General features: G+C 66.2%; 23 protein-coding genes. 15 read left to right on the forward strand and 8 right to left on the reverse strand.

Translation table 11 applies throughout. From position 1 onward, the window contains the following. Window positions 1–64 precede the first annotated feature (64 nt). The 7 genes from hisH (at window position 65) to IFR23_RS05830 (ending at window position 5,174) form a co-directional block, all read left to right on the forward strand. Window positions 65–670, forward strand: coding sequence for an imidazole glycerol phosphate synthase subunit HisH (hisH, locus tag IFR23_RS05800; protein ID WP_192975086.1), 606 nt, complete (start codon window positions 65–67; stop codon window positions 668–670). Continuing rightward, entirely contained in the window at window positions 667–1,401 is a 735-nt protein-coding gene (gene hisA / locus IFR23_RS05805) for a 1-(5-phosphoribosyl)-5-[(5-phosphoribosylamino)methylideneamino]imidazole-4-carboxamide isomerase (protein WP_192975087.1), read from the forward strand. Before hisH ends, hisA begins: the two co-directional genes overlap by 4 nt. 247 nt (window positions 1,402–1,648) lie before the next feature. Further along, the gene (hisF, locus tag IFR23_RS05810) at window positions 1,649–2,437 is read left to right on the forward strand and encodes an imidazole glycerol phosphate synthase subunit HisF (RefSeq protein WP_192975088.1); all 789 of its coding nucleotides are present in this window, start codon (window positions 1,649–1,651) and stop codon (window positions 2,435–2,437) included. A gap of 5 nt (window positions 2,438–2,442) precedes the next feature. Continuing rightward, complete coding sequence (locus IFR23_RS05815; protein ID WP_192975089.1) at window positions 2,443–2,679, forward strand: hypothetical protein; 237 nt, start codon at window positions 2,443–2,445, stop codon at window positions 2,677–2,679. Between the two features lie 32 nt (window positions 2,680–2,711). After that, a complete protein-coding gene (locus tag IFR23_RS05820; RefSeq protein WP_192975090.1) occupies window positions 2,712–3,032 on the forward strand; it encodes a phosphoribosyl-ATP diphosphatase in 321 nt (106 codons plus the stop codon). Window positions 3,033–3,149: 117 nt separating this feature from the next. Beyond that, window positions 3,150–3,527, forward strand: a complete 378-nt coding sequence (locus IFR23_RS05825; RefSeq protein ID WP_192975091.1) for an HIT domain-containing protein — start codon at window positions 3,150–3,152, stop codon at window positions 3,525–3,527. Window positions 3,528–3,638: 111 nt separating this feature from the next. Further along, window positions 3,639–5,174 carry an amino acid permease gene (locus IFR23_RS05830; RefSeq protein ID WP_192975092.1) on the forward strand — a complete coding sequence of 512 codons (1,536 nt, stop codon included), beginning with the start codon at window positions 3,639–3,641 and terminating at the stop codon, window positions 5,172–5,174. Between the two features lie 180 nt (window positions 5,175–5,354). Here the strand turns inward: IFR23_RS05830 and IFR23_RS05835 are convergent, their stop codons facing one another. Together IFR23_RS05835 and IFR23_RS05840 are read right to left on the reverse strand one after the other, a co-directional pair. Continuing rightward, the gene (locus IFR23_RS05835) at window positions 5,355–6,368 is read right to left on the reverse strand and encodes an adenosine kinase (RefSeq protein WP_192975093.1); all 1,014 of its coding nucleotides are present in this window, start codon (window positions 6,366–6,368) and stop codon (window positions 5,355–5,357) included. Window positions 6,369–6,547: 179 nt separating this feature from the next. Next, window positions 6,548–7,324, reverse strand: coding sequence for a cyclase family protein (locus IFR23_RS05840; protein WP_192975094.1), 777 nt, complete (start codon window positions 7,322–7,324; stop codon window positions 6,548–6,550). A 372-nt stretch (window positions 7,325–7,696) separates the two neighbouring features. On the opposite strand from IFR23_RS05840, the gene IFR23_RS05845 reads away from it, so the two are divergent. From IFR23_RS05845 to IFR23_RS05855, 3 genes are all read left to right on the forward strand, one after another. Beyond that, on the forward strand, window positions 7,697–8,386 hold the full coding sequence (locus tag IFR23_RS05845; protein ID WP_192975095.1) for an EI24 domain-containing protein: 690 nt from the start codon (window positions 7,697–7,699) through the stop codon (window positions 8,384–8,386). Then, entirely contained in the window at window positions 8,383–8,754 is a 372-nt protein-coding gene (locus IFR23_RS05850; RefSeq protein ID WP_192145910.1) for a hypothetical protein, read from the forward strand. Before IFR23_RS05845 ends, IFR23_RS05850 begins: the two co-directional genes overlap by 4 nt. A gap of 199 nt (window positions 8,755–8,953) precedes the next feature. Further along, window positions 8,954–9,427 (forward strand): Hsp20 family protein, encoded by a 474-nt coding sequence (locus tag IFR23_RS05855; protein WP_192975096.1) that lies wholly within the window; start codon window positions 8,954–8,956, stop codon window positions 9,425–9,427. Here IFR23_RS05855 and queG read toward each other — a convergent pair. Further along, a complete protein-coding gene (queG, locus tag IFR23_RS05860; RefSeq protein ID WP_192975097.1) occupies window positions 9,424–10,644 on the reverse strand; it encodes a tRNA epoxyqueuosine(34) reductase QueG in 1,221 nt (406 codons plus the stop codon). The genes IFR23_RS05855 and queG overlap by 4 nt on opposite strands. Window positions 10,645–10,688: 44 nt before the next feature. Here queG and IFR23_RS05865 point away from each other — a divergent pair, with 44 nt between their 5' ends. From IFR23_RS05865 to msrB, 4 genes are all read left to right on the forward strand, one after another. Beyond that, window positions 10,689–11,615, forward strand: coding sequence for an ATP-binding cassette domain-containing protein (locus tag IFR23_RS05865; RefSeq protein WP_192975098.1), 927 nt, complete (start codon window positions 10,689–10,691; stop codon window positions 11,613–11,615). Next, the gene (locus tag IFR23_RS05870; protein ID WP_192975099.1) at window positions 11,612–12,847 is read left to right on the forward strand and encodes an ABC transporter permease; all 1,236 of its coding nucleotides are present in this window, start codon (window positions 11,612–11,614) and stop codon (window positions 12,845–12,847) included. The genes IFR23_RS05865 and IFR23_RS05870 overlap by 4 nt, the downstream gene beginning before the upstream one ends. Window positions 12,848–12,988: 141 nt before the next feature. Continuing rightward, a complete protein-coding gene (locus IFR23_RS05875) occupies window positions 12,989–14,227 on the forward strand; it encodes a cytochrome P450 (RefSeq protein WP_192975100.1) in 1,239 nt (412 codons plus the stop codon). 49 nt (window positions 14,228–14,276) lie between these two features. Next, a complete protein-coding gene (gene msrB / locus IFR23_RS05880; RefSeq protein WP_192975101.1) occupies window positions 14,277–14,777 on the forward strand; it encodes a peptide-methionine (R)-S-oxide reductase MsrB in 501 nt (166 codons plus the stop codon). Window positions 14,778–15,117: 340 nt separating this feature from the next. Here the strand turns inward: msrB and IFR23_RS05885 are convergent, their stop codons facing one another. From IFR23_RS05885 to IFR23_RS05900, 4 genes are all read right to left on the reverse strand, one after another. Continuing rightward, entirely contained in the window at window positions 15,118–15,735 is a 618-nt protein-coding gene (locus tag IFR23_RS05885; protein WP_192975102.1) for a CHAP domain-containing protein, read from the reverse strand. A 136-nt stretch (window positions 15,736–15,871) separates the two neighbouring features. Continuing rightward, window positions 15,872–17,752, reverse strand: a complete 1,881-nt coding sequence (locus IFR23_RS05890) for a M1 family metallopeptidase (RefSeq protein ID WP_192975103.1) — start codon at window positions 17,750–17,752, stop codon at window positions 15,872–15,874. A 180-nt stretch (window positions 17,753–17,932) separates the two neighbouring features. Further along, window positions 17,933–19,375 (reverse strand): MFS transporter, encoded by a 1,443-nt coding sequence (locus IFR23_RS05895; protein WP_244655483.1) that lies wholly within the window; start codon window positions 19,373–19,375, stop codon window positions 17,933–17,935. Next, complete coding sequence (locus tag IFR23_RS05900) at window positions 19,372–20,199, reverse strand: glucose 1-dehydrogenase (protein ID WP_192975104.1); 828 nt, start codon at window positions 20,197–20,199, stop codon at window positions 19,372–19,374. Before IFR23_RS05900 ends, IFR23_RS05895 begins: the two co-directional genes overlap by 4 nt. Before the next feature lie 130 nt (window positions 20,200–20,329). Between IFR23_RS05900 and IFR23_RS05905 the strand changes: the two genes are divergently transcribed. Further along, the gene (locus IFR23_RS05905) at window positions 20,330–21,118 is read left to right on the forward strand and encodes an SDR family NAD(P)-dependent oxidoreductase (RefSeq protein WP_192975105.1); all 789 of its coding nucleotides are present in this window, start codon (window positions 20,330–20,332) and stop codon (window positions 21,116–21,118) included. Between the two features lie 155 nt (window positions 21,119–21,273). Here IFR23_RS05905 and IFR23_RS05910 read toward each other — a convergent pair whose 3' ends face one another. Next, a complete protein-coding gene (locus IFR23_RS05910; protein ID WP_192975106.1) occupies window positions 21,274–23,529 on the reverse strand; it encodes an NADP-dependent malic enzyme in 2,256 nt (751 codons plus the stop codon). Window positions 23,530–23,546 lie beyond the last annotated feature (17 nt).

Raw genomic sequence — 23,546 nt, forward strand, 5'->3', positions numbered from 1 at the left:
CGATCGTCGGAGACGCGGCTATGTCACTCCCTCCTGTAACCCCTCCCGCAAGCGGGAGGGGAATTTGACGCTGGCACTAATCGATTACGGAGCGGGGAACCTGCATTCGGTCGAGAACGCGTTGCGAACTGCGGGTTGTGTCGATCTGATCGTCACCGCCGACGCCGATATCGTCGCCAAGGCTGACCGGATCGTGTTGCCGGGCGTGGGCGCGTACGGCGCTTGTGCAGCGGCTTTGCGTGCTGTGCCGGGGATGGTCGAGGCTTTGAACCGACGGGTTCGCGACGAGGGTACGCCGTTTCTCGGGATCTGCGTTGGCATGCAGTTGATGGCCGATGCGGGGGAAGAGATGGGGACGCACGCCGGGCTCGGCTGGGTTCCGGGACGCGTGCGCAGGCTTGAGCCGGGGACGATGGAGGCGAAGGTGCCGCATATGGGGTGGAACGACGTCGTTCCCTCCGTCGCGCATCCGCTGATCGAGCCGGGCGAGGCGTATTTTCTGCATAGCTTCGGCTTTGAAGGCGCCGATGTCCTCGCGACCACCGATCATGCCAGTCCCGTCACCGCGGCGATTGGTCGCGACACGATGATCGGCGTGCAGTTTCATCCTGAGAAGAGCCAGCGCTATGGCCTGGCCTTGCTCGAACGTTTCCTGGAGTGGCGGCCGTGAGCCTGATTATCTTTCCTGCGATCGACCTCAAGGCGGGTCAGGTGGTGCGTCTCGCCGAGGGCGATATGGACCGGGCGACCGTGTACGGCGACGATCCCGCGGCGCAGGCGATGCTGTTCGCCGACGCGGGCGCGGAGCATCTGCACGTGGTCGATCTCGACGGGGCGTTCGCGGGGACTTCGGTCAACGGCGATGCGGTGCGGTCGATCGTCGCGCAGTTTCCGGGACACGTGCAGCTTGGCGGCGGCATCCGGACGCGAGCGAGCGTCGAGGGCTGGTTCGATCTGGGTGTCTCCCGCGTGGTGATCGGGACGGCAGCGCTGGAGGACCCCGAGTTCGTGCGCGGCGTGGCGAAGGACTTTCCTGGCGGGATCGTCGTCGCGGTCGACGCGAAAGACGGCATGGTCGCGACCAAGGGCTGGGCGGACGTGTCGACCACGAGCGCGGTGGATCTGGCGCGGCGGTTCGAGGATGCGGGAGTGGCGTCGTTGCTGTTCACCGACGTCGGGCGTGACGGGATGCTGAAGGGGTGCAACGTCGACGCGACGGTCGATCTTGCGCGGTCGGTGGACATTCCTGTGATCGCTAGCGGCGGGGTTAAGGGGATTGCTGAGATCCACGTGCTGGCTTTGCATGTGCGGGATGGCGTCGAGGGCGTGATCACGGGGCGGGCGTTGTACGACGGTCGGCTCGATCTTGCCGCGGCTTTGAGTGTGGCTAAGGCCGCATGATGGTTCACGCGGAGACGCGGAGACGCGGAGATAGTGTTTTCGCGCAGAGACGCGCAGGACACAGAACGACTTGTGGCGCCGCAGGCAGATATTTGTTCACGCAAAGGCGCGAAGGCGCGAAGAGTGAGCAGAAGTCTAACCTTCTTACTCTTCGCGCCTTTGCGCCTTCGCGTGAATCATTCTTAGCGGCTCCGCCGCGTCTCCGCGTCTCCGCGTCTCCGCGTGAACCATTTCTGCGGCGCAGCGCATGACAGTTCGCGCGCGCGTCATTCCGTGTCTCGACGTTGCCGATGGGCGCGTGGTGAAGGGCGTGAACTTCGTCGAACTGCGCGATGCGGGCGATCCGGTCGAGCAGGCGCGGGCGTATGACGCGGCCGGCGCGGACGAACTGTGCTTCCTTGATATCGGCGCGAGCCATGAGGGTCGGGGGACGATCCTCGACGTCGTACGGCGGACGGCGGCGGTGTGCTTCATGCCGTTGACGGTCGGTGGCGGGGTGCGGACGGCGGACGATGCGCGCGCGCTGTTGCTGGCGGGGGCGGACAAGGTTGCGGTCAATTCGGCGGCGGTGGAGCGGCCGGAACTGGTCGCGGATATTGCCGAGCGGTTCGGCAGCCAGTGCTGCGTCGCCAGCGTCGATGCGCGGCGTTCCGGTGAAGGCTGGGAAGTGTTCACGCATGGCGGCCGGCGCGCGACCGGGATCGATGCGATCGCGCATGCGCTGAAGCTTGCCGAACTGGGCGCGGGCGAATTGCTGGTCACGTCGATGGACCGTGACGGGACGCGCAGTGGCTACGACCTCGATCTGATCCGGGCGATTTCGGACCGGGTGAGCGTACCGGTGGTGGCGAGCGGCGGAGTCGGCGGGCTCGACGATCTGGTCGCAGGTATCCGCGACGGGCATGCGAGCGCGGTGCTGGCGGCGTCGATCTTCCATTTCGGGCAGGCGTCGATCGGCGATGCGCACGCGGCGCTGGCAGCGGCCGGCATCCCCGTACGCACGCCGGTTGGCGCGCCGCCTCTCGCCAGGAGCTGACGAGGATGCTGGCGCTTCTGGTCCTCGCGGTCGAGTCCGGACATAGCGGCGTCGCGCATCCGTTGACCGGATATGAAATGTCGGATGTCGCGCTGTTAGTGTTCGCCGCCATCGCGGTCTGGCAGGTGCGACGCGCGTTGCGGAAACGGTTTGCCAAGGCTCGTGGGCTCGATGGTGCTGTCGTGCGGAAACGCTCGCCGAACGAGACCCCGCCGAACGAGGTCCCACCGAACAAGGATTGACCCGCCTGCCCGGCTGCGTCAGCACGCGCGCCATGGCAGACCCCGTATTCGACCGCCTCGAAGCGACCATCCGCGCGCGCCGCGATGCGCCCGCCAACACCTCGTACACCGCGAGCCTGTTCGCGAAAGGCCGCCCCAAGATCGCGCAGAAACTCGGCGAGGAAGCCGTCGAGACGGTGATCGCGGCGTGCTCGGGCGACGAAGCGAGCATCGTGCCGGAAGCGGCGGACCTCATGTTCCATCTGGCAGTGTTGCTAGCGGATGCAGGGCTGAGCTTGGACGACGTGCGCGCGGAACTGGAGCGACGCGAGGGTGTCGGCGGCCTGGTCGAGAAGGCCGGGCGGACGGGCTGACCTGCTCCGCTTCCGCTTGCGGGAGGGGTCGGGGGAGGGCATGACGCACACGCTCCGCCGGGATCGGGAAGGCACGCCCCTCCCCTAACCCCTCCCGCAGGCGGGAGGGGACTACATATGCCGATCGACGCTACCCAGCCTTACGACGACCAGAACATCTTCGCGAAGATCCTGCGCGGCGAGATCCCGTCGAAGCGGGTGTACGAAGACGACTTCGCGATCGCGTTCCACGACATCAACCCGCAGGCGCCGACGCATCTGCTCGTGATCCCGAGGGGCGCGTACGTGTCGTGGGACGATTTTTCCGCGCATGCACCCGATGCGGAGATCGCGGGTTTCATCCGCGCGGTCGGCGCAGTGGCGCGCGCGGCGGGACTGGTCGAACCGGGCTATCGCCTGCTCGCCAATATCGGCCAGCACGGGAACCAGGAAGTGCCGCATCTGCATGTTCATGTCTTCGGCGGCCGCCCTTTCGGGCCGATGCTCGCGCGATAGGTCAGCTTGCCGCCACTAAAGGATTGCACGTAATAAAATTGCCATTAGGCTCGGGCGCTTGAGCAAAGGGGCCTTCTGACCGGGCCCCAGCAATCCCCGGGGGGTACCGAATTGATTTTTGGTCGCGTAAAATCACTGGACGCCATTTTGGCGACGGCGGAGAAGAAATCGCTCCACCGATCGCTGGGCGCGTTCCAGCTTACCATGCTCGGCATCGGCTGCGTGATCGGCACGGGCATCTTCGTGCTGACGTCCGCCGCCGCGCAGAAGGCCGGGCCGGGCATGATCCTGAGCTTCATCGTCGCGGGCGCGGTCTGCGTCGTCGCGGCGCTTTGCTATGCCGAGATCGCGGCGATGGCGCCGGTCGCCGGCTCCGCCTACACCTACACCTATTCGGTGATGGGCGAGCTTCTTGCCTGGACCGTCGGCTGGGCCCTGATCCTCGAATATGCCGTCGCCGCGAGCGCCGTGTCGGTCGGCTGGTCCGGCTATTTCTCGGGCTCGATCCTGCATGAGACGTTCGGGATAACGCTGCCGACATGGCTTGCCGCAGGGCCGTACGTGCCGGGCGGTTTCATCAATTTGCCGGCAGTCGTCATCTCGCTGCTCGTCACGTGGCTGCTGATGATCGGCACCACCGAGAGCGCGCGCGTCAATGCGGTGCTGGTGACGATCAAGGTCGTCGCACTGACCGCGTTCGTCGCGCTGACGCTCCCCAAGACGCATGGTGGCAATTTCGAACCGTTCCTGCCCACGGGCATCCTCGGCAGCAACGGCCTTGGTGTCGTGGGCGCGGCGGCAACGATCTTCTTTGCCTATGTCGGCTTCGACGCGGTCTCGACCGCCGCGGAGGAGACCAAGGATCCGCAACGCAACGTGCCGATCGGCCTGATCGCGTCGCTGGGCATCTGCACCGTGTTCTACATGCTCGTCGCGGCAGGCGCGATCGGGACGATCGGTGGCCAGCCGCTGTTCGACGCGAGCGGCGTGCCGTTCACGACCGGGTCGCCCGAGCTGGCACGCGCGTGCCTCATTCCGGCCAACGCGCAGGCGCTGGTCTGCTCGAACGAAGCGCTCGCGCACGTCCTGCGCCAGATCGGCTATGCGAACGTAGGCAACTGGATGGGTTATGCTGCGGGCCTCGCGCTGCCGTCGGTCATCCTGATCCTGATGTTCGGCCAGACCCGCATCTTCTTCGTGATGAGCCGTGACGGCCTGTTGCCCGAAGTGCTGAGCCGCGTGCATCCGAAGTGGAAGACGCCGTATATCGTGACCGCGATCACCGGGCTGTTCGTGGCGTTCGCCGCGGCGTTCCTGCCGGTCGGCCAGCTCGCCGACATCGCCAATGCGGGCACGCTGTACGCGTTCATGATGGTCGCGATCGCGCTGCTGATCCTGCGCAAGCGCGAGCCGAACCGGCACCGCCCGTTCCGCACGCCGGCCGCCTGGGTCGTCGCGCCGCTGACGATCGTCGGCTGCATCGGGCTGTACTTCTCGCTGCCGTTCGAGGCGATGGCGGTGCTGCCGATCTGGGGCGGCATCGGCCTCGTGATCTACTTCCTGTATGGCTATCGGAAGAGCTATCTGGGTCGCGGGATGGCCGATGGCGGCGAGAGCATCGACATGACGCCGCCGGGCTCGCACTGAGACCGGACGCAAAAAGGGCCGCGGGAGGAAACTCCCGCGGCCCTTTTTTTTGTGTCTTGAGACAACATTTCGTTCGTCATCCCCGCGGAGGCGGGGACCCATATCCTCCAAGTCTTGCGATCCTATCGCCACGCCAGCCAGTATGGGTTCCCGCCTTCGCGGGAATGACGCCGTGGCAAATCAGCCGATATGCTTGGCGGCGAGTGCCTTCATGTCGACCATCGGGCGGGCGCCGACATGGCTGATGATCTCGGCCGCGCAGACCGCACCGAGCTTCAGCGACGCCTGCAGGTCGTAGCCCTGCGCCTGACCGTGGAGGAAGCCCGCCGCGAACAGATCGCCCGCACCGGTGGTGTCGACGACCTTGGCGATCGGCTCTGCCTTGACCTCGGCCCGCGTACCGTTCTGGAGCGCGCAGGCGCCGTGCTCGCCGCGGGTGACGACCAGCGTCGGGACCTGCGCCGAGATCTTGGCGACCGCGGCATCGAAGTCTTCGGTCTCTGCGAGCGCGGCGAGTTCGCCTTCGTTCGCGAACAGGATGTCGATCAGGCCGTCGCTGAGCAGCTGGCGGAAATCACCACCGTGGCGCGAGATGCAGAACACGTCGCTGAGCGTGAAGGCGACCTTCCGCCCTGCCCCGCGTGCGCAATCGATCGCGGCGCGCATCGCGGCACGCGGCTCCTCGGGGTCCCAGAGATAGCCTTCGAGATACAGGATCGCGCTGTCGGCGATCATCGCGGTGTCGATCGCGGCGGCGGGGAGGAACTGGCCCGCACCGAGGAAGGTGTTCATCGTGCGCTGGCCGTCCGGCGTCACGAAGATCAGGCAGCGGCCGGTGGTCGGGTCGCCAGCGCGTACCGGCGTGGCGAACTCGATGCCGATGCTGCGGACGTCGTGTGCGAAGACCTGGCCGAGCTGGTCGTCGGCGACCTGGCCGATGAACCCGCATTTGCCGCCGAGCGCAGCGATGCCAGCGACGGTGTTGGCGGCCGAGCCGCCGGAGATTTCCATGCCCGGGCCCATCTTGGCGTAGAGCGCGTCGGCTTCCTCCGACGAGAACATGAGCTGCATCGAGCCCTTGGCGACGCCGATTTCCTCGATGAACGCGTCATCGGCGGTGCTGAGGATGTCGACGATGGCATTGCCGATTGCGACGACGTCGTAGGTGGGAGCGTCGGTGGTGGGGGTGGACAAGGGGAAGTCTCCGGGCGGACGGGAAAGCGTTGCCGTAAATCGCGAGAGGGATTGGCGCAACCGGCGCGGCAAGCGAGGCCGCGACCAGAGGTACACGCCAGGACCTCAAGCGAAACCCAGGCTTCTGCTGAGGCTAAAGATCGGGCGGCGTCTCGATAGGCCCGAGATACGTCGCGCGATCACCCGTCCAGGATCGCGACGGCGCGGGTCCAGCCCGCCGACGCGGCGCGAATCTTGACCGGAAAGCAGGCAATCGTGAATCCGGTCGCTGGCAATTGTTCGAGATTGTGCAGCTTCTCGATGTGACAATAGCCGATGTCACGCCCGGCCTTGTGACCTTCCCAGATCAGCGTCGCATCGCCGCTCTCGGCGTATCGGGCGGCGGTATGCACGAACGGCGCGTCCCAGCTCCAAGCATCGGTTCCCGTGACGCGAACGCCCCGCTCGGTCAGGTACAGCGTGGCATCGCGTCCCATCCCGCACCCCGACGCAACATAATCGTCATGCCCGAACCGCATGCCGGCACGCGTGTTGACGACGACGATCTCCAGCGGCGACAAAGTGTGCCCGATCCTCTGTAGTTCCGCCTCGACGTCGGCAGCGCTGGCGACATAGCCATCGGGGAAATGCCGGAAATCCAGCTTCACGCCGGACTGGAAGCACCAGTCGAGCGGAACCTCGTCGATCGTGATCGCCCGCTTCCCGCCATCCATCGTCGAGGCATAATGATACGGCGCATCGAGATGCGTGCCGTTATGCGTGATGAGCGTCACGCGCTCGATCGCCCAGGCCTCGCCATCGGGCAGATCGGCGGCCTGCAACCCCGGAAAGAACCCGAGCAGGCCAGGTATCGACGCCTTGTGATCGATATACTCGATATGAGGACCATGACCGGGAGGGTCGGACATCACGTCGTTCTCGAGGAATACCGACAGATCGACGATCGTACGTGGCATGCTGTTCTCCGTTCGGTCGCTATCGTGACGCAGGGTATCCTGCGGAGCGTCACAGCAGGTCCGGGCGGGAACTGGTGCCGGATCGGGCCGATATTTGCTAGCCGCCGCGCTATCCGAAGCCGGTCGCTCACCGTATTCGCCGAACAGGCTGTCCATCCGGCCGCGGGAGACATGTGCTGCCGAGGACCGAGATAAGGGTTCGCCCTGCGTGCTCGCTCGGCGCGATCTGCCCGCCGGCGGCTGGCATGCGATGGTCTGTCCTTGCGATCCCTCCCTCCCGAACACGGAGGAACGCTCTAGTTCTCAGGCCCTGCGGCGCGCGCTATCCAAAGCCGCGTTGACGTTCGCGCGACCGCGCGGCATCCCGGCTCGATGATCCGTGCCCTCCTCCTGTCGCTCGGCCAGCTTACCGATCCGCCGATCCTGCGCGTGTTCGTCAAGTCGATGGTCGTGACGCTGCTCGTCTTCGCGTTGCTCGGCGTCGGCGCATGGTGGGGAACGCAGGCCGCGCTGGCCGCGTGGCTCGACGTGCACGCAGACGGACTGGTCGCGGCGTTCGCGCTGTTCGTCACGATCCTGGCGCTGTGGCTGCTGTTCCGCGCGGTCGCGATCGCGGTCGTCGGGATCTTCGCGGACGAGGTCGTCGAAGCGGTCGAGGCGCGGCATTATCCCGAAGCCCTGCGCACCGCCCGCCCCGTCCCCTTGGCACGCAGCCTGGCCACGGGGCTCCGATCGGCCGCCCGCGTCGTGCTGGTCAACCTCGTCATGCTGCCGGTCTACATCGCGCTGCTCGTCACCGGGGTCGGCACTGCCGCGGCGTTCTTCATCGTCAATGGCTGGCTGCTCGGGCGCGATCTGGGGGACATGGTCGCGGCGCGGCATATGGACGCGGCGGCGATGCGGGGCTGGCGTGCGACGACGCGGCCTGGGCGGTTCGTGCTGGGACTTGCGAACACCGGGCTGTTCGTGGTTCCGATCGTCAACATCGCGGCGCCCGTCCTCGGGGCCGCGATGGCCACGCATTATTTTCACCACCAGTATTCGAGCAAAGGCCGATCATGACGCGATTGACGACGATAGGGATCGCGCTGGCGCTCGGCGGCGGACTGGCGGGCTGCGCGGCCCCCGTCGCCAAGCCCGCGGTAGGCCGCCCGGCGATCGCGTATACGAGCGTCGGGCTCGAGCGCGTGCTGGGCCAGGATGCCGCCGGCCTGACCAAGCTGTTCGGCCAGCCCGACGCGGACGTCCGAGAGGGCAGCGCGCGCAAGTTGCAGTTCCAGAGCGGGATCTGCGTGCTCGACGCATATCTCTATCCCAAGGGATCGGATGCGCCGCGCGTAACCTACCTCGACGCGCGCGAACCGGACGGCAGCGCGATCGACCGCGCGAGTTGCGTGGCGGCGCTTACCCGTCGCGAGGGGGGACGGTAGCGCCCGTTCCGCCTGATTTGCGGTCCAATCCCAACGTCAAAAAGATCGTCGCGGAAATCTACGCGACCTCTTGAATGCGATTTCGGTCGAACCATCTTGCCGCCGCCGGACGCGCTCTTTCGGTCCGGCGTCACCTGAGGGCACCGGCTCGGTCTCCGGTGTTCCTTGTGCTCAGATTGCTCATGAGGAGGATTTGGATATGAGGACCAACTTCGATTTCGCTCCCTATCGCCGGTCGACGGTCGGCTTCGATCGGCTGTTCGATCTGCTCGAAACCACCGCACGGACGGACGCCCCGGAAGGCTACCCCCCGTTCGATATCGAGCGCGAGAGCGAGGACAGCTATCAGATCACGCTGGCGGTGGCAGGCTTCCGTCCCGACGACATCGAGATCGTGGCCCAGAACAATCAGCTGACCGTGACCGGCCGACGTCCGGACGACCGCGACGAGTGCCGGTTCCTGCACCGCGGCATCGCGACCCGCGCGTTCGAGCGCCGGTTCCAGCTGGCCGACTTCGTCCAGGTGCAGAACGCGCGCTTCGACAACGGGCTGCTCGTCATCGCCCTGAAGCGCGAAGTGCCCGAGGCGATGAAGCCGCGCCGGATCGAAATCTCGGGGACCGCGGCGAACGATCGTATCGGCGCGCCGGAAGGCGACCGAGACGTCGCCTAAAACGGGAGGGCGCTGCCGGCCGCGAGGTCGGCAGCGCCCTTCGCATCCGCGGGCGTCGACGGAGTCCGATCGGCTGGCATAGCGTCGGCACACGTCCATGCAGCGCGAATACTGTCGTCGGCTTCGTACAGAACACGGCCGGGGCGTTCGTCCAGGAACCGTACGCGATCGAGCCGGGCCAGAGCCCAGATCGCGGAATCGCGGACGACCGAAGCGGGATCGTCCAAGAGCCGCACGACCGGTTCGATGAGGACGGGATCGCCGCTGTTGCCCGCGGCGATCAACGCATTGCGGATCATCTTGCTACGGCCGATGCGCTTGATCGGGGAGCCCGCGAAGACAGTGCGGAAGCTTGCGTCGTCAAGCGCGAGGATGTCGGCAAGTTCGGGCGCGATCAGTTCCGCGCGGGGGTGGAAGGCGAGGTTCGCGTTGGCGGCGGCGGCGAACTTGTTCCAGGGGCACACCGCCAGGCAGTCGTCGCAGCCATAGATGCGGTTGCCGATCGCGGCGCGGAATTCGTGCGGGATCGGCCCGGCATGTTCGATCGTGAGGTAGGAAATGCAGCGGCGGGCATCGAGCTGGTACGGCTGCGGAAACGCCGCGGTCGGGCACGCGGTCTGGCACGCGTCGCAACTGCCGCAGGTGTCGACGCCGCCCTTGTCCGGCTCCAGATCGAGCGTGGTGTAGATCGCGCCCAGGAATAGCCAGCTGCCATGATCGCGGCTGACGAGATTGGTGTGCTTGCCCTGCCAGCCCAGCCCGGCGGCTTCGGCAAGCGGCTTTTCCATCACCGGCGCGGTGTCGACAAACACCTTCAGGTCGAAGAGGGGCAAGTCGCGCCCTGCCTCCGCCGCCAGCCACCGCCCCAGCGCCTTCAACTGCCGCTTCACGACGTCGTGATAATCGGGGCCCTGCGCATAGACCGAGATCCGCCCTACCCCGCCTTCGTCCGCCAGCCGGAGCGGATCGTCCTTCGGCGCATAGCTCATGCCGAGCGCGATGACGCTGCGCACCTCAGGCCAGAGGCCGGCGGGACTCTCGCGGTGGTGCTTGCGCTCCTCCATCCAGATCATGTCGCCGTGGCGGCCGTCCGCGAGCCACTGGTGCAGCCGTTCGCCGGCACGCGGCGCCGCCCCCGCATCCGCGATCCCGCACGCGACGAAGCCGAGTTCCGCCGCTTTGGCCTTCAGCCTGTGTTCCAGCTTGTCTTGCGCCACGTCCGCCCGCTACCACGACGCCACCCTCGGGAGGAAGATTGCGCGTGAACGATGAATGGGCGGTCACCGCGAACGGGATCGTAAAGCGGTTCGGCGATCGGCGCGTGGTCGACGGGGTGGACATGATGGTGCCGCGCGGCTCGGTGTACGGCGTGCTAGGGCCCAACGGCGCGGGCAAGACGACGACGCTGCGCATGCTGCTCGGGATCATCGAGCCCGACGAGGGATCGCGAACGCTGCTCGGCTACGACAATCCGCGCGATGCGAGCGACCGGGTCGGCTATCTGCCCGAGGAGCGCGGGCTGTATCCGGCGATGAAGGCGCGCGAAGCGATCGCGTTTTTGGGGGCTCTGCGTGGGCTCGACTGGAAGACCGGGCGCGAGCGTGCGGTGGTGCTGATGGAAGCCGCAGGACTCGGCCATGCGGTCGACGAGAAGATCCGGAAGCTGTCGAAGGGCATGGCGCAGCTGGTGCAGTTGCTCGGCTCGGTGGTGCACCAGCCCGACCTACTGGTGCTCGACGAGCCGTTTTCGGGGCTCGATCCGGTCAACCAGGAGCGGCTCGAGAAGCTGATCCTCAACGAACGCGACCGCGGCGCGACGATCCTGTTCTCGACTCATATCATGAGCCACGCCGAGCGGCTGTGCGACCGGCTGGCAATCATCGCCGGCGGCAAGCGGCGGTTCGAAGGCACGGTCGCGGACGCGCGAGGGATATTGCCGCAACGCGTCCACTACACGCCGCATCGGCCCGATCCTGCCATTCGGGGTGTGCTGCCGGTGGATGCGGTGGCGGACGGGGACAGCTGGCGGTTCGAGCTGCCGAACGAGGGGATCGAGAGCTTGCTCGTGAGACTGATCGACGCGGGGTACGGGATTTCGGGGCTGTCGATCGAACGGCCCGGCTTGCACGAGGCGTTCGTCCGGATCGTCGGGCAGCACGGTGATGTACCTGTGGAGAAGGCAGCATGAGCCGTTTCCGTCGCACCCTCCGCCAGACGTTCACGATCGCGCGCCGCGACTTCATCGCCACGGTGTTCACCCCGATATTCCTGCTGTTCCTGTTCGCGCCGGTCATCATGGGATCGTTCGGCGCGATCGGCGGGATGGGCGCGGCGAGCGTCAGCGGCGGCGCGCAGGACAAGACGCGGATCATCGCGATCGTCCCCGCCACTTCCGCGCGGCCTATCGATGAGGCCGACACACGCCTGCGCGGCATGTTCCGTGGCGACGAAGCGCCTCCCGAACTGTCGATCGTCGCGCCGACCGCCGATCCCGCGGCGCAAGCCCGCGCTGCGTTCGAGACGAAGGACGTCGATGCGTCGGCAGTACTGTACGGCCCGCTCGATACGCCGCAGATCCTGTACGGGCCGCGCGGGAAGCGCTCGGCGGACTATCTCGGACTGCTCGCACAGACGACGCTCGCCGCGCAGAAGCTCGGCGGAACGCTGCCCGTGATCGCCGCGACCAAGACGCAGATCACGCGTTCGACCACCTCGGTCGGTGGCCAGCACCAATCCGCCTTCTTCGCGGTGTTCGGGATCTTTTTCCTGACGCTGTTCCTGTCGGGCCAGGTCGTCGGCACGATGGCCGAGGAGCGCAACAACAAGGTGATCGAGGTGCTCGCCGCCGCGGTGCCGCTAGAGTCGGTGTTCTTCGGCAAGCTGATCGGGATGTTCGGCGTCGCGGTGCTGTTCGTCGCGTTCTGGGGGACTGTCGTCACGCAGATCACGTCGCTGATGCCTGCCGCCGCGGCGGTGGCGCTGGGCGACCTGACGCCCGCGGTCGGCGCACCGATGTTCGCCCTCCTATTTGCGGCATATTTCAGTATGGCGTACCTCCTCCTCGGCTCGGTATTTCTGGGCGTCGGCGCGCAGGCCTCGACGATGCGCGAGATCCAGATGCTGTCGTTGCCGATCACGATCCTGCAGGTCGCGATGTTCGGGCTGTCGTCCGCGGCGGTCTCGCACCCCGGCAGCTGGATCGCCACCGCCGCCGAACTGTTCCCGCTCTCCTCGCCATTCGCAATGGCCGGCCGCGCGGCAAACTCCCCCGAACTGTGGCCACACGTCGCCGCACTCGCGTGGCAGGCGTTGTGGGTGACAATCTTCATTACCGTGGGCGCAAGGCTGTTCCGAAGGGGCGTGCTGCAGTCGGGCAGCGCCCGGCCGTTCTGGCGGCGCAAGGCCAAGGCAGTCGCTTAACCGTTCTCCTGCGAACGCAGGAGCCCAGGACCGCGAGGGATGGCGTTTGCTACCCTGGACTCCTGCGTTCGCAAGAGAACCACGTCTATTGACATAAGTGTCAGCAAAGCCTCTCCTGCGGCAAAACACGGGAGAGAGACGATGGCGACTCTGGTACGAGACGTGGCGCAACCGACGGTCGATCCGCTCGACGTGAGCCGCGCCGAACTCTACCGCGACGACCTCTGGCAGGCGCCGTTCGCGCAACTCCGCGCCGAGGCCCCCGTCCATTATGTCGAGCATTCCGACTACGGCCCCTATTGGTCGGTCTCCTCCTACAAGGGCATCGTCGAGGTCGAGTCGCTCCCCGATCTCTATTCCTCCGAGGCAGGCGGGATCACGATCGCCGATTTCGTCGCCGAGCGCGACGTCCGCATGCCGATGTTCATCGCGCGCGACCGGCCGGTGCATACCGGCCAGCGCCGCACCGTCGCACCCGCCTTTACCCCGAGCGAGATGACGCGGATGTCGGGCGATATCCGCAGGCGGACCGCAGACATGCTCGACAGCCTGCCTTGGAACACGCCGTTCGACTGGGTCGATACCGTCGCGATAGAACTCACCACGCAGATGCTGGCGATCCTGTTCGACTTTCCCTGGGCGGACCGGCGGAAACTGCCGTTGTGGTCGGACTGGGCGGGCGATATCGAGATTGTGAAGAATGAGGAACTGCGCGGCCAGCGGCTCGTGCACATGTTCGAATGCGGATCGTATTTCAAAGGCTTGTGGGACGCGAAGATCGACAAGGCGCCGACGCCCGACCTGATCTCGATGATGATCCATTCGGACGCGATGAGCCACATGGATCACAACGAGTTCATCGGGAATCTCATCCTGCTGATCGTCGGCGGCAACGACACGACGCGCAATTCGATGTCCGCGCTCGCCTACGGCCTCGACAAGTTTCCGGAATCGCGCGCGAAGCTGGAGGCGGATCCGGCGCTGATCCCCAACGCGGTGAGCGAGATCCTGCGCTGGCAGACGCCGCTCGCGCACATGCGTCGCACCGCGACGGCCGACGCGGAGCTGATGGGGCAGCAGATCAAGGCGGGCGACAAGCTCGCGCTCTGGTACATCTCGGCGAACCGCGACGAGAGCGTGTTCGGCGACGATGCGGACGCGATCGTGGTCGACCGCCCGAACGCGCGGCGGCATCTAGCGTTCGGCCACGGCATCCATCGCTGCGTCGGCGCGCGGCTGGCGGAGATGCAGATCGCGATCCTGCTGGAGGAGATGGCCGCCCGCCGCATGCGGATCAACGTGCTCGCCGAACCGACGCGGGTCGCCGCCTGCTTCGTCCACGGCTATCGCACTCTGCCGGTGGAGATCAGCAAATACTGAGGGATGGCGTAACCTTATCGGGTGGTTCGAACGTACCTATATCCGAACCATGGAGACGAACATGACCCAGGACCGCCGCGCTTTCCTCACGCTTGCCGGAGCAGGTGTCGCCGGCTTTGCGCTCTGGGGGTGCTCGTCGCAGCCCGCGCAGGCCGCCGAGCGGTTCGAGGTGACGCTGACCGACGCGCAGTGGCGTAAGAAACTGTCGCCCGACGCGTATGATACGCTGCGCAAGGAAGCGACGGAAGTGCCCTATTCCAGTCCGCTCAACGGCGAGCATCGCGCGGGGATCTTCTCGTGCGGCGGGTGTGCGTTGCCGAACTTCTCGTCGAAGACCAAGTTCGAAAGCGGGACGGGTTGGCCGAGCTTCTGGCAGCCACTGCCGAACGCGGTGCGGACGCGGGTGGATTCGACGATGGGGATGGGGCGGACCGAGGTGCATTGTCGGCGCTGCGGCGGGCATTTGGGGCACGTGTTCGACGATGGGCCGAAGCCGACGGGGAAGCGCTATTGCATGAATGGCGATGCGCTGACGTTTAGGGCAGCCTGAGGGCGTTCAGTTAAACGCGGTCGACGCGTGACACTGCTAAACAAAAAAAGTGTTCCCCCGCGAAGGCGGGGGTCCAGACTGGGCTCCCGCCTTCGCGGGAGAACAACAAGTTTTGTAGAGCAGTGATCTACCCTCAAGCACCTCCCCGGCGAAGGCCGGGGTCCAGTTGGGGGACGTCGCTAAAGAGGGTAGCGGGCTGTTACTGCGACCTTTCCAACTGGGCCCCGGCTTTCGCCGGGGAGGTCGCTTAACTGCACTGTCGGGGAGCAATCAGTAGCGAAACGTTGGATGTAGCGCGTAAACTGTCGCGGACGTCAGGCATCACGCGGAAGTAAGAACCTCAGTTCGCCTCGTTCACTAGCGTGAAGATGCCGCGGGGGTCGGTCGGTCCATGCTGGATCGTCGCGAGCTGCGCGGCGTTGGCGCGCTGCGTTGCGGTGACGGTGTGGACGGTGCTGGCCATCTGGTACGAAGGCTGTGCGTCGAGCGTATCGCCAGCAGGCGCATGCCCCGAGTAGATGAAGCCCTTGGTCGGATAGGCCGAGGTGCCGAGGTCGCCCTGCGGACCGTACCAGACCTTGACCATGCTCCAGTCACCGGCCGGCGAGACGTCGACCGCGCGGACGTTGGTCTCGATCGCGCCGGGGCGCGACCAGTTGGCATGCGTGAGGAGGACTTCGCGGTCGCTGACGACCTTCGAGACCATCGCGACATGGCCGACGCGCATCCGCGAGGTCGGCGAGAAGGCGAGGACCGAGCCGGCCTTCGGTGTGTGGCCACGCTCGTAGCGACCCTCGGCCTGGCTCCACCAGGTGTTGGCGTTGCCGCGGATTTCGATGCCCGACACCGAGCGAGCGAACGTCACGCACTGCCAGAACTGAGCCGCAGCAGGGGTGGCCGTCATCAGGCCGCACGATACCACCAGCGCAAAACGCGCTGCTAACGCCTTGAAATTCATCGAGACCCCCCGGCCAAAACCCGTTTGTCGCATTCTGGCTACGGGAGGTTCGATTTAATTGAAAGCCGGCCGGGAACCATATCCGACGAAGCGTGTTACCGCGCCGACCAACGCCCGAAATGGCGTCCAGACAGGCTCAGTTCATGAGTTTCCAACCGGTTATGCGGTCCACCGTGACCTGCGTGACCGCATGATAGCCCGGCCGCGCCTTGCCGTAGATGTCCATCGCCAGCTTGTGACCCCAGTCGCCCGAGTCCATCAGCTGCTGGAACAGCGGCGCGACGAATTTCCGGCGGCCCTGCGAGGTCAGGAACTGCTCGGCCGACGCATCGGCGGGCGCATAGTGATTGGCGAGCGCGAGTTGCAGCCAGGCGAAGCGGATCTCCGCATTGCCGGTGGTGTTCCAGCGGAACGCGGTGTCGAGCGTCTTCAACCGCTCGGCCGGGAGTTTGCGCGGTAACTGCGTGATGAACCGCGTGATCTCCTGCGTAGTTGCCCTGCCGGGAACGGCGGACACGTGACCGCCGGCCGCATACGCCTTCGCCGCCGCATCGACCGCGGGGAACGCGGCGGACGTCACGTGCACCGCGTTCGCCGGGATACCGGGGCTGTAGACCCAAGCATCGACCCCGATCGTCTTGGCTTCGGCGGGCGTCAGCAGCTTTGACTTGAGGTCGGCGAGGAAGCCCGCGCTGGTCTGCGGCTGGAAGGCGTGGCGGTCGAAATAGCTGCGGAGATAGGCATCCCACCGCGCACGGCCGACCTGCTTCTCAATCGTGCGGAGGAACGCTGCGCCCTTGTCGTAAGCGATCTGCGTCATGCCGTCGTCGGGATCGCGCGCGGCGTCGAGGTCTAGGTGGAGCTGTGTGTCCTTCGCGGCGGGTCCGCCAGCATCCTTTACCGCGGCGAGCATGTCGGTCCAGGCGAGGTCGGCCTCCATGTCGGCGCGGCGCTTGCCGTAGAGCGCTTCCATGATCCGGTTCTCGAAATAGCTGGTGAAGCCTTCGTTGAGCCAGAAATCGTCCCACGTCGCGTTCGTCACGAGATTGCCCGACCAGCTGTGCGCGAGTTCGTGCGCGATCAGCGATACGAGGCTGCGGTCGCCGGCGATCGCGGTCGGTGTGGCGAAGGTGAGCGTCGGGTTCTCCATGCCGCCGAACGGGAACGACGGCGGCAGGACCAGCACGTCGTAGCGGCCCCAGCGATACGGACCGTACAGCCCTTCGGCGGCGGCGACGAACTTCTCGAGCTCGCCGAACTCGTACGCGGCCTTGGGGAGCGTCGCGGGTTCGGCCCAGATCCCGGTGCGCGGGCCGGTCGACTTGAACGCGATGTCGCCGACCGCGAGCGCGATCAAATACGGGGCGACGGGTTTGTCCATCTTAAACTGGAATGTGCAGCGATCCGCGACGCAGGCGGGCTTGCCGGTTGCGAGTCCGCTCATCACCGCGGTGAGCTGCTTGGGGACGGCGATCTTCGCTTCCCAGGTCTGGCGGATGCCGGGGGAGTCCTGCGTCGGAATCCAGCTGCGGTTGAGGATCGCCTCGCCCTGGCTGAACAGGAACGGCTGCTTCTTGCCCGCGGTCTGCGCAGGGGTGAGCCATTGCAGCGCCTTTGCGTCGGGCGACGAGGCGTAGGCGATGCGGATTTTCTTGGCGCCGTTGAGCGTGACGGTCAGTGGCGCGCCGTGGATCTTGTCGACCGCGCCGACCGAGTAGGGGAGCGGCTTGCCGTTCGCGTCAGTGATGTTGACGATCTTCAGGCCGTTGTCGTCGAGCACGACCTGTGTGGCACCGGGGGCCGCGAGGAAGTCGAGCGTGGCGATGCCGCGGATGACGTGCGTGTCGAAGTCGGCGGCAAGATCGAGCGCGACGTGCGTGACGCGCGCCTCGGCGGGGCGGGCATAGCTGTGCGGGTCGTGCGCGTCGGGGGTGGTGAGGACCGGTGCGACCGTCTGCGCGACGGCGGGGGATGCGAGGACGAGACCGAGGGCGGTGGCTAGAGCGGGAATGCGCATGGGAACTCCGATGTCGCCGTTCCTCGATATCGGGAAGGCCAAGCGTCGGTCCTACCGTGGTGTCCCTGGCACTGGAAGGGCGGGCCGCGCAATGCCTTCCATCATCCTCGTCATCCTGACGAAAGTCAGGATCCAGAGCCGCGAAGGGCAGCCATCATTCACTCTGGATCCTGACTTTCGTCAGGATGACGGAGGAAATTGCACGGGTGTCGTTGCCAGTCTCGCCAACCGCGCCTCATGCTCGACCCGGCCAAACGGAAACCGCGAGAAGAAGAACGCCGAGACGCACGCCAGCACGATGTAGAGGCCGGCGTAGATCAGCGTGAGGCGATCGATCGTTCCCACCGGGACCGTCCCCGGCATAGCCTTGGCCGGGAACCCCGCCACCGCGAGGATCATGCCCGCGAAGAATATCCCGATCCCGCTCGTGCATTTCTGGACGAAGAACGAGCCCGCGAAGAACACGCCTTCCGACCGCCTACCCGTCTTCGCCTCCGAATCCTCGACCACGTCCGCCATCATCGACGCGCCGAGGATGAACCCGGTGACGTTCGACGCGGTGCCGAGGATGAAGAACCCGAACAGCATCGGCAGCAGCGACGGATCGCCAACCTCCGGAAACACGCCGAGCATCCGCAACCAGTACGGCGACGTGTTGAGTGCCGCGCCGAGCAGCACCGCGCCCATCGCCGCCTTGGGCTTGCTGCCGGTCCTGCCGAGCCGGGGCGCGGCGAGGAACGCGAGGAACACGCCCGAGAACAGCGCGATCGTCAGATAGACGAACACCGGCCCCTTGAAGCCCCACACATAGGTATAGAGGTAGTTCGACATCGCATAGCTGATGCCCTGGATCGTGTACGCGCAGACACCCGCCGCCATCAGGATCGCGAAGGCGCGGTTCTTCACGGTCTGGCGCAGTTCGGCGAAGGACTCGCGCAAGGTCTGCTTGGCGATCGGCGGGTTCGGGAGATGCCTGATCTCGTGATGCGTGCCGAGCGCGGAAACGAGGATAGCGACACCAATGAAAATCGCCCCCGCCAACGCAAAACCGCCATAACCGGCGCGATTGAGCAGCCCGTTCGGAAACGCTGCGGTGGGCGCGAGGAAATACTGGTACGCCGACAACAACATCAGCAACCCGCCGACCCAGCCGAACAGATACCGATACGCCATGATCCGCGTCCGCTCGTCATAGCCCGAAGTCAACTCGGGCGTCAGCGCGACCGAGGGGACCTCGTAGCAACTCACCGCGCTGCGCACGATCACCGCCATGACGAACAGCCAGATCAGCGTCTGCGGCTCCGACATCACCGAGGGCGGGTTCCACAGCAGCAGCCAGCCGACCATGATCGGCAGCGCAGACGCGTACATCCACGGATGCCGCCGGCCCCATTTCGTCCGCGTGCGATCGGAGAAGAAGCCCACCGCCGGATCGACGAATGCGTCGATCAGCAGCGCCATCATGATGACGAGCCCGACGGTGGCGGACGGCAGCCCGACGACTTGGTTGTAGAACAGCAGCAGGAACGTGCCGAACCCGGCGTCCTTTACCCCGTAGGCGACGGCGCCGAAGCCGTAGCTCGCCATCGTGCCGGTCGAGAGGCGGCGGGCGGGTGCGGTCATTTCAGTTTGTCGAGCAGCGCGAACAGCGAGGGTTGCGCCGGGTCCCAGCTCGGCCGCGTGCCGATCGTCATGCCGCCATCCACGAGGATGTGCGTGCCGGTGATGAAGCTCGCATCGTCGCTGGCGAGGAACGCGACCGCGGCGGCGATGTCCTCGCTGGTGCCGGGGCGGCGGATTGGCTGTGCGTCGGCGGCGATATGCGCGATCATTGCGTCCGCCTGTGACGTCTTGGCGGCGTCGAGTTCGAGCGTGCGCGTGAAGATGTTGGTGACGATGAAGCCGGGGACGACCGCGTTCACGCGGATCTTGTGCTGCGCGAGGTCGGCGGCTGCCTGCTTAGTGAGGTGAAGCACGCCGGCCTTGGCGGTGGAATAGGCGGTCGGCGCGTAGCCGGTGCCGAGTGCGGAGACCGACGAGGTGTTGACGATCGCGCCGCCGCCGCGCTTGGCCATCAGCGGTGCGGCGTAGCGGATACCAAGTGCGACCGAGCGGAGGAGCAGCGCTTGCGTGCGGTCCCAGTCCTCCGGCGAAATCTCGCCGATCGGGTCGCGCGAGCCGCCCGCGCCGGCGTTGTTGAACAGGATGTCGAGCCCGCCCGCATCGTCGGCGGTCTGCATCAACGCCTCGATATCGCCCGCCTGGAGCACGTCGGTACGCTGGAACAGGATGCGGCCGCCGGACGCGTCGGCGATCGCGTGGCCGCCGGCCTCGTCGATGTCGCCGATCAGGACGGTGGCGCCTTCGTCGGCGAGTCGCAGCGCGGTCGCCCGGCCGATGCCGGACGCACCGCCGGTCACGACGGCACGCTTGCCAGAAAACCTCACACGCTCTCTCCTAGTTTTTGGCGAGCATAGTACGGGCTTTTCACTCGTCAATGACGGCTGGTTCGAAAAACGGGTTTGCGGCGGACGGCGCTCGGCGATACCAAGCGGGCAAACATTCGGAGGATGCGTGATGGATACGACCAACCTGTTCCGGCTCGACGGCCGCGTCGCGCTGATCACCGGCGGCAGCCGCGGGATCGGCAAGATGATCGCCGCCGGCTTCATCGCGCAGGGGGCGAAGGTGTATATCTCGTCGCGCAAGGCCGATGTGTGCGAGGCGGCGGCCGCGGAACTCGGGCCGAACTGCATCGCGTTGCCGCAGGACGTGTCGACGGTCGCGGGGTGCAAGGCATTGGCCGCGCAGTTCGCCGAACATGAGTTGAAGCTCGATATCCTCGTGAACAACGCGGGTGCGGCGTGGGGCGTGCCGTTCGAGGAGTTTTCGGAGGTCGGCTGGGACAAGGTCATGGACTTGAACGTGAAGTCGCCGTTCTTCCTGACGCAGGCTTTGCATGCTGCGTTGAAGGCTTCGGGATCGCGCGCGAAGCCGGCGAAGGTGATCAACATCACGTCGATCGACGGGCAGCGGCTGAACCCGTGGGAGACGTACAGCTATCACGCGTCGAAGTCGGCGCTGATCTATCTGACGAAACGGATGGCGGCGCGACTGGTGACGGACTCTATCAATGTGACGTCGATCGCGCCGGGCGCGTTTGCGAGCGATATGAACAAGGCGGCGCGCGATCACGGCGATGCGGTGGCGCAGGGGATTCCGGCGAAGCGGGTCGGGGTGGACGAGGATATGGCCGGCGCGGCGATCTACCTGGCCAGCCGCGCGGGGGATTACGTGATCGGGGAGACGATCACGGTGGATGGCGGGCTGGTGCATGCTTCGCTGGGCACAAGCATAGACGCCTGAGCCAATTCCCTCGCCCCTCCGGGGAGAGGGAGGGAGGAGCGCTTGCGACGGAAGGGAGAGGGGCGTTGGGATTAGCCACCCGAGCCTCAAGCCCCTCTCCCTTCCCACGGCAAGCGCCGCGGGCCCCTTCCCTCTCCCCGTAGGGGCGAGGGAGATTAGCGGGCGATGCCGCCTGCCGCGAGCACTGCCAGGGTTACCAGTTCGCTGGCCGTGCTGGTCATTGGCGCGACCTGGACCGGCTTTTCCATGCCGATCAGCATAGGGCCGATGACCGAGTCCCCACCCAGTTCCCGCAGCAACTTTGCCGAGATGTGGGCCGACTGGAGCCCCGGCATGATCAGCACGTTCGCCGGCCCCGACAGCCGCGCAAACGGATAGTTCGCCAGCTGCTTCGGGTTCAGCGCGACATCCGGCGCCATCTCGCCTTCGTATTCGAACCCGACCTTCCGCCCGTCCAGCACCGTCACCGCATCGCGGATGTTGTCGAGCCACTCCCCCTTCGGATTACCAAAGTTCGAATAGCTGAGGAACGCCACGCGCGGCTCATGCCCCATCCGCCGCGCGACTGCCGCAGTCTGCTCGGCGAAGTCGGCCAATTGCTCGGCGGTCGGACGTTCGTTCACCGTGGTGTCGGCAATGAACACCGTGTGGCTCTGCCCGACGAGCAGATGGATGCCGAACGGCGTCTTCCCCGCGGCGGGATCGATCACGCGATAAATCTGGCGCATCGTCTCGCCGTACGTGCGCGTGATGCCGGTGATCAGCGCGTCGCCTTCGCCGAGCTGGAGCAGCAGTGCGCCGAAGATGTTGCGGTCCTGGTTGACCATCCGCTCGCAATCGCGGCGCAGATACCCGCGACGCTGGAGCCGCGAATACAGGAAGTCGACCATCCGCGGCACGAGCGGCGAGACGCGGCTGTTGTGGAGTTCGAAGCTCTCGGGATCGGTGACGCCCAGCGCGCGCAACCGGTCGGGCACGTCGTCGCGACCGACCAGCACCGGGGTGCCGTAGCCGCCCTCCTTGAACGCGATTGCCGCGCGCAGGACAACCTCTTCCTCGCCCTCAGCGAAGATCACGCGCTTGGGATGCGCGCGCGCGCCTTCGTACGCCATCGACAGGACCGAGGTGGTCGGGTTGAGGCGCGCGCGCAACGAATGGCGATACGCTTCGATGTCGAGGATCGGCTTGGTCGCGACGCCGGAGGCCATCGCCGCCTTGGCGACCGCGACGGGGACGACTTCCATCAGCCGCGGATCGAACGGCGCGGGGATGATGTACGCCGGGCCGAAGCTGTGGCTGACGCCGTACGCTGCCGCCACTTCCTCGGGCACGCGTTCGCGCGCGAGTTCGGCGATGGCGTTGGCGGCGGCGATCTTCATCGCGTCGTTGATGCCGGTCGCGCGGACGTCCAAGGCGCCGCGGAAGATGAACGGGAAGCCGAGCACGTTGTTGACCTGGTTCGGATAATCCGAGCGCCCGGTCGCGACGATCGCATCGGGGCGAGCGGCCATCGCCAGTTCGGGGCGGATTTCCGGCTCGGGATTGGCCATCGCGAAGATGATCGGTGCGGGCGCCATGTCCTTGACCATCTCCGGCGTCAGCGAGCCCGCCGCGGAGAGCCCCAGGAACACGTCGGCCCCCACCAGCGCCTCGGTCAGCGTGCGCGTTTCGGTGACCGCGGCGTGCGCGGACTTCCACTGGTCGACGCCCTCGCGCCCCTGGTAGATCACGCCCTTGCGATCGCAGAGAATGACGTTGTCGCCGCGCACGCCCATTGCTTTCACGAGCTCGGTGCAGGCGATCGCCGCGGCGCCGGCGCCATTGACGACGATCTTGACCTCGGACAGTTTCCGCCCGGTGAGCAAACACGCGTTGATCAGGCCGGCGGCGGTGATGATCGCGGTGCCGTGCTGGTCGTCATGGAAGACGGGAATGTTCATGCGTTCGCGCAGGGCCTGCTCGATGATGAAGCATTCCGGCGCCTTGATGTCCTCGAGGTTGATCCCGCCGAAGGTCGGCTCCATCAGCTCGACCGCGTCGATGAAGCGGTTCACGTCCTCGGTCTTCAGCTCGATATCGATCGCGTCGACGTCGGCGAAGCGCTTGAAGAGGACCGCCTTGCCTTCCATCACCGGCTTGCTGGCGAGCGGCCCGAGATTGCCCATGCCAAGGATCGCGGTGCCGTTCGAGATCACCGCGACGAGGTTTCCCTTCGCGGTATAATCGTAGACGGTCGCGGGATCGTCGTAGATCGCCTGCACCGGCACCGCGACGCCGGGCGAATAGGCGAGCGCGAGATCGCGCTGCGTCGCCATCGGCTTCGACGCGATGATCTCGATCTTCCCCGGGCGGCCTTCCGAGTGGAAGAGCAAGGCTTCGCGTTCGGAGAATTGCAGCGTTTCGTCGGACATGGGCGGGGCCTCTCTTT

The organism is Sphingomonas sp. CFBP 13603 (assembly GCF_014892665.1).
Taxonomy (GTDB): domain Bacteria; phylum Pseudomonadota; class Alphaproteobacteria; order Sphingomonadales; family Sphingomonadaceae; genus Sphingomonas.